The sequence below is a fragment of the Corynebacterium sp. HMSC06G04 genome (genome assembly GCF_001807365.1).
In the GTDB taxonomy this organism is placed as follows: domain Bacteria; phylum Actinomycetota; class Actinomycetes; order Mycobacteriales; family Mycobacteriaceae; genus Corynebacterium; species Corynebacterium simulans.
Genome location: NZ_KV788595.1, coordinates 1 through 5867, shown reverse-complemented (window position 1 = coordinate 5867; position 5867 = coordinate 1). Strand labels below are relative to the sequence as shown.

The following is a 5867-nucleotide window of genomic DNA, read 5'->3' as shown; positions in this document are numbered from 1 at the left end:
CAAATGCCTAGGAACAAAACCCGGGACACTTCACACCCGCGAATTTAAATGGATATAATTAGACCCATGTTGATTTCAGGTACCGCTTTCTTGCGGTTGCGCACCAACCGCTAAGGCGGTTTCCTACCCCGTAGGTTAAAAACCGCTCCGGTCCTTTAGCCGGGCGGCTATTTGTCATGCCCGGCTCCCTTTCAAATCCAAGGAGCACACCTGATGTCTGCATACGGACACGGCCGTCACGAGCATGGCCAAAATTTTCTCACCAACCACAAGATCATCAACTCCATCATCGACCTTGTGAAACAAACCTCCGGCCCCATCATTGAGATCGGACCAGGAAGCGGTGCCCTCACTCACCCGATGGCCCACTTGGGGAGGGCGATAACGGCAGTTGAAGTGGACGCAAAACTAGCTGCCAAAATCACACAAGAAACCTCCTCGGCGGCGGTCGAAGTGGTCCATGATGATTTCCTTAACTTCCGGTTACCCGCCACTCCCTGCGTCATTGTGGGAAACATTCCCTTTCACCTCACCACTGCCATTCTTCGAAAGTTGCTGCATGCGCCAGCATGGACTGACGCTGTACTCCTCATGCAGTGGGAAGTCGCTCGCCGCCGGGCCGGGGTAGGCGCAAGCACGATGATGACGGCTCAGTGGTCCCCATGGTTCACATTTCACCTGGGTTCTCGGGTACCAAGGTCTGCTTTCCGGCCACAGCCAAACGTTGACGGGGGGATCTTAGTGATCCGCCGGGTGGGTGACCCGAAGATTCCGATAGAGCAGCGCAAAGCCTTTCAGGCGATGGTGCACACCGTTTTCACTGCCCGGGGACGCGGGATAGGGGAAATTCTCCGAAGGGCAGGGTTGTTTTCATCACGTTCAGAAACACAATCATGGTTGCGCTCGCGAGGAATCGACCCCGCGACCCTACCTCCCAGATTGCACACCAACGACTGGATCGATCTCTTCCAGGTGACTGGTTCCTCTCTACCTCACCATCGACCCATTTCACCATCGGGAAGTAGTCAACGACCTCCTCAACGGAAAAACCGAAGCCGGCGGCGTTAATCCCCACCAAAACCGAAATCCACCAGTAGTACTAAAAGGGCTCTTCCGGTTTTAGAGTGCATTGATTAGTTCGCCGGGGGTTCGGGCGTGGCACAAGATATTGGGGTCCTTGGCTTTGTAGGAAAAAGGTATCTAATCCATCCGTACAAAACTAAGGACGGGCCTGGCCCCCGGATAGTGGACATGTCGGGGGTTAGCTATGTTGCTTTGGTCAGTGTCGCTGAAGTCTCGGTTTCAAAGACATCAGGGGCTACAAGATTGCACCACGAGTGTCGCCGGTGTGTGTTGTAGCGCATGCACCATCGAAAGACTTCCTGCCGGCAGGCGATCGGATTGCCAAAGACTTTCCTATCACGTAAGACTTCCCGCTTGAGCATGGCGTCTACGCGGCTACGGTGACTTTCTCTCCTACTGCCTAGTAGCCGAGGACGCGGTCGATGTCGCCGCTGAGCCGGAAGTTTCTCTGTGGGACCTGGCTCCGCTTGCAGCCCTGGTAGAGGAAGCTGGCGGCCGCTTCATTTCTCTAGCGGGTATCGCCGGGCCGCACGGCGGGGATGCGGTTGCGACGAATGGGTTGCTTCACGACGCCGTCGTCAAGCGTTTGAACGGGTAAACAGAGTTTTCCGACCTATCGCAATTTGCGACCAGCGGCTCACCATCTCCTGTCCGCGTGACCGATATCCAGGATACGTCGCAGCTCAGCAAATACCTCAGGGCGTACCTCATGGGTTACTACCCGTCCACTCTTAGACCTAGTAAGCAGCCCGGCATCCGCCATGGTCTTTAAATGATGCGATACCGTCGGCTGACTAAGCCCAGAAACACAGGCCAGCTCCCCCACGGTCATCGGACTACAGCCAGCGGCAGCGAGCTGAGACAAAATTTGCAGGCGCGCCGGTTGCGCCAGCGCTTTGAAGAGCGTTGCCGCAGCCTGCGCTTCCGCCGCGTCGAGAGGCCGACCGCCAAGTGCGCAGCATGCTGAGATTTCGTCCATACCTGTTGAGACTACACGGTCTCCACTCTGGACATATTGACATTCATCGATATATCGATTACACCGGAAACCATGGCACAGACTACAAAGTCACTCAGCTTCCTAGATCGCTTCTTGCCGCTTTGGATTGCAGCTGCAATGGCAATTGGCCTCATCCTGGGCAAAATTGCACCGTCACTTGTGAACTGGCTGGCAGAGGCAAAAATTTTGACAATTTCCGTACCAATCGCCATCGGCTTGCTGGTCATGATGTACCCACCGCTCGCAAAAGTCCGATACGACAAAACGGGCAAAATTTTGACATCAAGGAAGCTGATGGGCATTACAGTCTTCCTCAATTGGATTCTCGGCCCCGCACTAATGTTCATCCTTGCCTGGATATTCCTCAGCGATAGTCCAGAACTGCGCACTGGCGTGATTATCGTCGGTCTCGCCCGCTGCATTGCAATGGTTTTGGTCTGGAACGACCTATCTTGCGGCGATACTGAAGTCGCCGCCGTATTGGTGGCCGTAAACTCGCTATTTCAAATTCTAATGTTCGGCGTTCTAGGGTGGTTCTACCTGCAGATTCTGCCCTCCTGGTTGGGACTGGAAACCACTTCCGTCACCTTTTCTTTTTGGGCCATCGCACTATCCGTAGTGGTATTCCTCGGCATTCCGCTTCTGACTGGCGCGGCATCACGCATAATTGGTGAACGCACCCGTGGTCGCGACTGGTATGAAAATGAGTACTTGCCCAAAATCTCACCATTGGCGCTTGCCGGCCTTCTATACACAATCGTGTTGCTCTTTGCACTTCAGTCACAGCAGATTGTTGAGAATCCCTGGACCGTTGCGAAAGTGGCGCTGCCACTAGTGATCTACTTCCTCGCCATGTTCGCGATCGCTCTCACTTCGGCCAAGACCGCGAGCATGAACTACGCAACCTCCGCATCGATTGCCTTTACGGCTGCCGGAAATAACTTCGAGTTGGCAATTGCAGTTGCGATTGGCACCTTCGGCCCATTGTCCCAGCAAGCACTTGCGGGAACGATTGGACCACTGATTGAAGTTCCCGTACTCGTTGCACTTGTCTACGTCACCCGCTGGCTCGGGCCGCGCCTTTTCTCCAATGATCTTTCCGTACCGGACAAACTATAGAAAAGGAGTCTGAAGTGAAGAAAATCCCAAAACTACTACCAATGCGCTTGCAGCCAAATCAGTTGCAGAAATCGGCGCCTCTATAGACGATGCATCACCAAAGCCCATTGACCCCACGATTCTCCAGACTGCAGATCGTGTTGTCTTCATCGGCGATGATGCTCCAGCACAGGGCATAGCCGGCGACCGCTGCCCACCAGGTGGGAAGCAGGTTCAGGGTTGGGCCAGCCACGCGTTACCTACCGACACGAGAGCAATGGGAATGGCAATGATTTAACAGATACGCGAGGAAGACGCCTGGCACCTCGGACTAAGTGAAACTCGTCAGCATTGATCTCAGGCCACTAGGTTACGCGCGCCCTGGGCTCTTTGAACACGTTAGCTTCACAGGGAATGTACAGACGAAACACTCTGTTTTTACTCAAAATCACCTAATGTATTGCCAGATTCGGTTGCTACAACTAGAAAGTCGTTTTGATTAAGACGCTTATAGGGAGAGCTTTTTACCGAAGAGCACCTCCCGATAAGTTGTAGTACAAGGAGAAAACTGAGGTGAATAAACCTTCACGAATTGTGGGGCTTGATATAGCGCGCTCACTCGCCATCATCGGCATGATCATTGTCCATATGGCCTCACTGCTTTGGAGCACAAAGGTTGTGCTCTCCGGCCTGCCTTCATCATTGTTCGCCATTATTGCCGGCGCCACCATGATGATTATCGGCCGAAATTACAGCAGCACCACCTTCTTGCGCCTCATCACTCGCGGCGCTCTGATTATTCTCATCGGCCTGGCCTTGTTGCCGGTCGGTGGAGAAATTCAAGTAGTCCTCATCGTCATGGGTCTGGTAATGATGTTGGTTTCCTGGATGCCAGCACTCGGAACCTGGTGGCGAGTCGGCTTCTTCATCGCCGCAACTATCGGCGCAACAATAAAGTACGCGCCCATGACGCTGCCACAGATTTATCCGCTACTGGCGTGGATTGCATACTTCATCGGCGGCATGCTGCTTTACGACGTCTACCTACGCGGTCGTCTGCAAGACACTTCTGCCTCCAAGACTAGCGCTAATGCCCGGTTGAGTTGGATTATTACCGCTGTCAGCGTTGTCATCACAGCCGTCGGCATGTACTTCCGATTTGATCCCGAGATTGCTGGCTGGCTCCGATTTACCGGACATACCGGTGTCTTCGGCGAAATCATTCTCTCCGTCGCCATTGCCGCTGTTGTGCTGCATTTGTGTCTTTTCGTAGGCGACCGCTTCCCGACCGCGGTTTATCCATTCGCGGCCATGGGAACAATGTCGCTGACCATTTACGTCCTGCACGTTCTCACCGCGGCTTATTGGCAGCAGAATGTTGCATTGCATTCCACGCTGTCTGCAGCAGGTTTCATCGTATTCTTCCTCGTCATCGCAAGTCTCTGGAAGAAGTTTGTGGGTCAGGGCCCTGCCGAAAAACTCGTTGCCACCGCAATCAAGGCCATTGTTCCTTCTGGGAAAGGGAAATAACCGTGAAGAAAACATCTTTTTCCATCGCAGCAATTGTTAGCAGCACCCTGCTTCTAACTGCGACTCCAGCTCTTGCATTGGAAAACGGCGAACCCGCACCTGCAAATGCTGAAAGCAGTTCTGTGGCCGCGCTAAAGATCGGCAAAGTCGGCAATTTCGGTGACTGCACCGGAACGCTAGTTGCCGAGCAGTGGGTGCTCACAGCACGCCACTGCCTAGAGTCTGTGAACAACGAAGGAACCCAGGCCCGCATCGGCGGGAAAGTCTACGATGCCGATTCTTGGGCGCTGTCTCCAATGTCTGATGCAGGATTGCTTCACCTGACTCAAAAAGTCACTGACGCAACCCCGGCGAAGGTCTCCCGCGATATTCCAACACCTGGACAGGTGGGAACTCTCTACGGCTGGAGCAGCAGCTCGTCGATGGCCCGATCCGGACAGCTTCCGATGTCCAAGATGGTCGTCAATGAGCTGCTGGGCGGAGGCCCCGATGAAGGAACTCCAAGTGAGGCTGCGCCTGGTGAAGCTACTCCAGGTGAGGCTACTCCAGGCGGTGCCATGGAATCAATGGAAATGCAGCCAGGATCCGTCATGCCAGGTACAGCAATGCCAGATGCAGCTAAGCCAGATGCTTCCAAAACCGAGTCGATCCCTGCTGGAACCGAAAGCATCCCAGCCGACGCTGCCATGATGCCGATGATTGAAAGCGCCATCCTGGACGTACATTCCGTATCTGGCGCAGGTATGCAGGGCGGCGACTCCGGCGGACCATTCTTCGTCGATGGAAAGCTCGCCGGGCTTGCTACCGCCGGAACTTCCAATGGAGATCCTGATCTGCCCTCCCCCAGCGCGGCAATCACCACCCTCGCAGGCACTGCCGACTGGATTGACGGTGTCACCTCTGGTCGCGACAAAGAAAGCGTCCTAACCGCAGAGAACACTCCTGCTCCGCCAAAGACCATTCAGACCAGCGCCGATCACATGTGGGGTTACCTCGCCATCGCGTGCGTTGGCCTGGTTATCGCAGCAGCCTGGTCGCGCATTAGGAATGGCCGACAGTAGAACCGTCTAACCACAACCACAAGCCGCCTCCCCAGCAAGTACTGGGTAGGCGGCTTTTATCGTGAAGCGTCCTGGGTTTAGTTCCTACCTCAGCT

At 54.6% G+C, this 5867-nt stretch carries 6 protein-coding genes and 1 pseudogene; 6 read left to right on the top strand and 1 reads right to left on the bottom strand.

Annotation, left to right across the window (positions count from 1 at the left end; genetic code table 11):
- Nucleotides 1–48 precede the first annotated feature (48 nt).
- The 3 genes and pseudogenes from HMPREF3158_RS13335 to HMPREF3158_RS12375 all read left to right on the top strand — a co-directional run.
- Nucleotides 49–114 carry an erythromycin resistance leader peptide gene (locus HMPREF3158_RS13335; RefSeq protein WP_071569110.1) on the top strand — a complete coding sequence of 22 codons (66 nt, stop codon included), beginning with the start codon at nucleotides 49–51 and terminating at the stop codon, nucleotides 112–114.
- Nucleotides 115–213: 99 nt separating this feature from the next.
- Complete coding sequence (locus HMPREF3158_RS01615; protein WP_011117480.1) at nucleotides 214–1068, top strand: 23S rRNA (adenine(2058)-N(6))-methyltransferase Erm(X); 855 nt, start codon at nucleotides 214–216, stop codon at nucleotides 1066–1068.
- Between the two features lie 376 nt (nucleotides 1069–1444).
- Nucleotides 1445–1681 (top strand): annotated as a pseudogene (locus tag HMPREF3158_RS12375) (inositol monophosphatase family protein); the annotation flags it as partial.
- 39 nt (nucleotides 1682–1720) lie between these two features.
- On the opposite strand, the gene HMPREF3158_RS01610 reads toward HMPREF3158_RS12375, so the two are convergent.
- The gene (locus HMPREF3158_RS01610) at nucleotides 1721–2062 is read right to left on the bottom strand and encodes an ArsR/SmtB family transcription factor (RefSeq protein WP_061921099.1); all 342 of its coding nucleotides are present in this window, start codon (nucleotides 2060–2062) and stop codon (nucleotides 1721–1723) included.
- Nucleotides 2063–2134: 72 nt separating this feature from the next.
- On the opposite strand from HMPREF3158_RS01610, the gene arsB reads away from it, so the two are divergent.
- The 3 genes from arsB to HMPREF3158_RS01595 all read left to right on the top strand — a co-directional run bounded on the left by arsB (nucleotide 2135) and on the right by HMPREF3158_RS01595 (nucleotide 5772).
- Nucleotides 2135–3202, top strand: coding sequence for an ACR3 family arsenite efflux transporter (gene arsB, locus HMPREF3158_RS01605; protein ID WP_062035646.1), 1068 nt, complete (start codon nucleotides 2135–2137; stop codon nucleotides 3200–3202).
- A gap of 552 nt (nucleotides 3203–3754) precedes the next feature.
- Complete coding sequence (locus HMPREF3158_RS01600; RefSeq protein ID WP_061921094.1) at nucleotides 3755–4711, top strand: DUF418 domain-containing protein; 957 nt, start codon at nucleotides 3755–3757, stop codon at nucleotides 4709–4711.
- Between the two features lie 2 nt (nucleotides 4712–4713).
- Complete coding sequence (locus HMPREF3158_RS01595) at nucleotides 4714–5772, top strand: trypsin-like serine protease (RefSeq protein ID WP_061921092.1); 1059 nt, start codon at nucleotides 4714–4716, stop codon at nucleotides 5770–5772.
- Nucleotides 5773–5867: the final 95 nt, after the last annotated feature.